This is a genomic window from Novosphingobium hassiacum (genome assembly GCF_014196055.1).
Taxonomy (GTDB): domain Bacteria; phylum Pseudomonadota; class Alphaproteobacteria; order Sphingomonadales; family Sphingomonadaceae; genus Novosphingobium; species Novosphingobium hassiacum.
Window position 1 is genome coordinate 1 of sequence record NZ_JACICY010000045.1, and the last position, 3,211, is coordinate 3,211.

3 protein-coding genes and 1 pseudogene are annotated in these 3,211 nt (G+C 63.7%); 2 read left to right on the forward strand and 2 right to left on the reverse strand.

Features of this window, described 5'->3' with window-relative positions; genetic code table 11:
• The coding region (locus tag GGQ88_RS21150) for a hypothetical protein (RefSeq protein ID WP_221214817.1) at positions 1 to 291 on the forward strand (291 nt) is incomplete at its 5' end.
• Positions 292 to 366: 75 nt separating this feature from the next.
• On the opposite strand, the pseudogene GGQ88_RS20960 reads toward GGQ88_RS21150, so the two are convergent.
• Positions 367 to 786: pseudogene (locus GGQ88_RS20960) on the reverse strand (tyrosine-type recombinase/integrase); the annotation flags it as partial.
• 129 nt (positions 787 to 915) lie between these two features.
• Here GGQ88_RS20960 and GGQ88_RS20965 point away from each other — a divergent pair.
• The gene (locus tag GGQ88_RS20965) at positions 916 to 2,166 is read left to right on the forward strand and encodes a hypothetical protein (RefSeq protein WP_021224334.1); all 1,251 of its coding nucleotides are present in this window, start codon (positions 916 to 918) and stop codon (positions 2,164 to 2,166) included.
• A 12-nt stretch (positions 2,167 to 2,178) separates the two neighbouring features.
• Here GGQ88_RS20965 and GGQ88_RS20970 read toward each other — a convergent pair whose 3' ends face one another.
• Complete coding sequence (locus tag GGQ88_RS20970) at positions 2,179 to 3,192, reverse strand: tyrosine-type recombinase/integrase (RefSeq protein ID WP_343057322.1); 1,014 nt, start codon at positions 3,190 to 3,192, stop codon at positions 2,179 to 2,181.
• Positions 3,193 to 3,211: the final 19 nt, after the last annotated feature.

Consider the following 3,211-nt stretch of genomic DNA (forward strand, 5'->3'; position numbering starts at 1 on the left):
ACGATCCCATGGCCCGCCTCAAACTCGTGGCATAGCCAGTGTTCTCATTATGTCCGCCAAATCGTTGTCTGGCGCACAAACCTTGAGGTGACGCCTTTCAGGCGGGCGGGATTGGTTCTGGCCGCGTCAATTATGATCGGTGATGTCGCTGCAAACACCTACGCTCTGATAGCCTTGAGCATTCCGGCATTTGGTTTTTCGGTTCCGCTTCAGGCAACGTTCCTGGGCTTTGTCCTTGGCTCGCTACCGTTCGTTTGGCCCGTAAAACCTGTTGGGTTCGGTGAGCGGTAGCCCCTGCGGCAGCCTTAGCCCAAGTCGTACTGCATTCGTTCGTCTCTCGCGTACGTAAAATTCACTTTCGTGCAGTCACCCCAGTGAGTGCGCACCGACTGCGGCAGGATCGAGCCCAACCTTTTCGGCGTAGCGCTGGATCAGGCGGGCAACCGAGCGATCCGACATGGGCTCCTTGGTCATCATCCCTTGTGCGTCGGTGCGGTAGAACAATGGACCAGCCTCCCCTCCCCTTACGCTGAGCCATTCGTTGAGGCGGGGACCGGGCTTGAGCACCTTGCCCGAGGGAACCGCGATGACCTGCCCTGCCCCCTCCTGGTCGGTCTTGGAATGCCGGATCGTCAGCTTGAGCCCCTCGCGCACCAGTTCGAGGTCAGCCAGCTGTAGCGCGACCAGTTCGGAACGCCGCAACGCCGCCGCCAGCCCAAGTGCCATGACCGCCCGGTCGCGGATAGCCCGCGGACTCTGGCCTTCGGCCGCTGCAATCATCCGCGCGAGATCAGCTGCTGTCGGCTGCCAAAGTTGATGTCATCGCAGCGTCCGGTGGAAGGGCTTCTGTGCCATAATTAATGGCAACTCCGCTCGTGCGTTTACACGCCCGGCAATTGATTTACCTTCCCGACCATGTCCGAAACCCCTTCCTGGCGTGCCGGCTTCGAGCTGGAAGTCATTCTTGGCGACCTCGGCGAGCCTCGTTTTGAGAGAGAGCTGCGCGAAGGAGAGGCCATGGACGAGGCCTCGCCCGCCTTCTGCCGAGCATTCGCGGCCAAATTGCGGGACCGGACAGGCCGCGCCTGGTCCGCCCCATCCGGAACCCCGAAGCAGCCCGGCTTTTATGTCGTCCCTGAATATGGGCTCGATCCACTGAACTGGCCTGAAGATCGCCTGGCAGGCGTAGAATTGCTGACCCCTCCCCTGCCCCTGGACGATGCCGAGATGGTCAGATCTGAGTTATGCGACGCGATCTACGAGATCGACGGCGATTTCAACTTCTTCGAAAGTGAGCATACCGCCAACTGCGGTTGGCACATCAACATCGATGCCGGGAATGGCCATCGGCTCGATCCCGACCGGTTCATCGTCGGCGTCGATGAATTGCTGCTGCTCGCGAACAACGACCGGCTGTTCAGCCGCTACACGGCCTTGCAGCGCCATGCCGTCGGCGTGCCGCTATTGCGGCATCTGGCGCATGATCCGACCGGCAAATTCCTGCTTGGCTCGGCGCTTGGTAACTTGCTCGAGGCCCGCGCCGGGCGCGACAAAGGCTATGCCGCCAATTTCGCCAAGCTGGACAAGGGCTACTTGGAGTTGCGCCATTTCAGCGCGGAAGCGTTCTTCAACGGCCCTCGCCTCACCGAACAACTCGAGCGCATTCCCGCCGCCTTCGACGTCTGGCCCACCTACAGCAAACCCTTCGAGCAAGCCTTTCGCCAGAAGTTTCTGCTGCTCTCGCGCTGGCTTGCCCGAAATCGCGACAAACTGGCGTGGAACCTGGCTCACGGCCTGGTCGCCGCCTCGGGCCAGGTTCATTTCGTCGACGAACCGCTCGGCCACGTGATGGCCGACGGCCTGGTCGAACTCAATCTGTTCGGGCGCGGCGCGTACGAGTATGTCGCCACCATCCGCGACATTGTCCTCTCGGATATCCCCGAAGCGGTCGCCCTGCTCGCGCTGGATCTTGCCGAGCTTTACAACCTTGGCGTCCGGCAACGGGTCAGCGGCAACAAAGCCTTCCAGCGCGCCGTGCTCCAGCTCGCGGCCTCGTTGCGGAAGGATGCAAGTCTTTCAAGCGCGGCCCAACTTGAGGCGCTGGCCCATGCGGAGGCACAGCGCCGAAAGATGCACCCGTACTCTGATGGGATCGCCGCGTCATAGCGTCATGGCAGACTAGGAACCCGGCTGCCCGCCACCATCGCGCAAGCGTCCCAGCACCCGCGCCGCGGCATTGTTCCCTACGGCCAGCTCGCGGGCATAGCGCAGCGCGGTGGTCGGCGACGACCAGCGTAGGGCCAGCGCGATCCCGGCGCCGTCTTCGCCCGCCGCGAACAAGTCCTGGGTCAGCCCCACCCGGAACGAATGGGCGCTAAGCGAGCGGACCGTGTCTCCTTCCATCCCGGCTTCCAGCTCAACATGGCCAAGGTCGATAGCCTCGAACACCCGGCGGCGCAGGATCGCCACCACGCCTTGCCGGGTGAGCGGCTTCTGGCCGATATAGTGCCGCTGAGTCTGCTCCCCCGCATCGTCTGGCGGACTGGTCAGCACGTTGATCCGCCGGAACACCGCCCCTTGCGTGATCCCGCTCGCCAGCAGCCAGGCCGAGAGGCGCGCCATGGTGTCGGGCGAGAGCCAAGCCAGAGCCCCCTCCCCCAGCTGGTCGGTCTTCGAATGCGCGATCTCAAGCCGCCCGCTCCCATCCACAGCCTGACTGAGATCGGCTACCGTTGCCCCGACCAGCTCGGAAACTCGCAGGCCTGCGTCATAGGCAAGGCTGATGAGCGCCGCATCGCGCTTGCCCGTGATGTCGGTACCGCACGAGGCGAGCAGCCCCTTGATCGTCACCCCTTCGGGCGGCGCCTGCCCCTCCGCCATCGCCTCGCCAAACCGCAGCGGCGCGGCCTGACGCTGCCGTTCGCGCCTCTTACGCCGGATCGCTTTCAGCGTGTCGCGAACCATCCCCGCCTGCGTTGGCAGCGGCTCCTTCTCGCCGAACCCGAGGATGCGGTGGATCCGGGCGATCGAGGCGATCCGCCGCGCCAGCGTCGCGGGTTTGGCCGGGGCCCGGATTTCCGATCCCTTGGCCAGCCAGTGAAGATAGTGGACGAGGCTGTCGGACGCCAAAGAAGAGCGCAGTAGAGAGCAATCCTTCGCAGCCGACGTGCCAAAATAGACTGCGGTGAAGATGCGCCCCGGAAACGTGCCG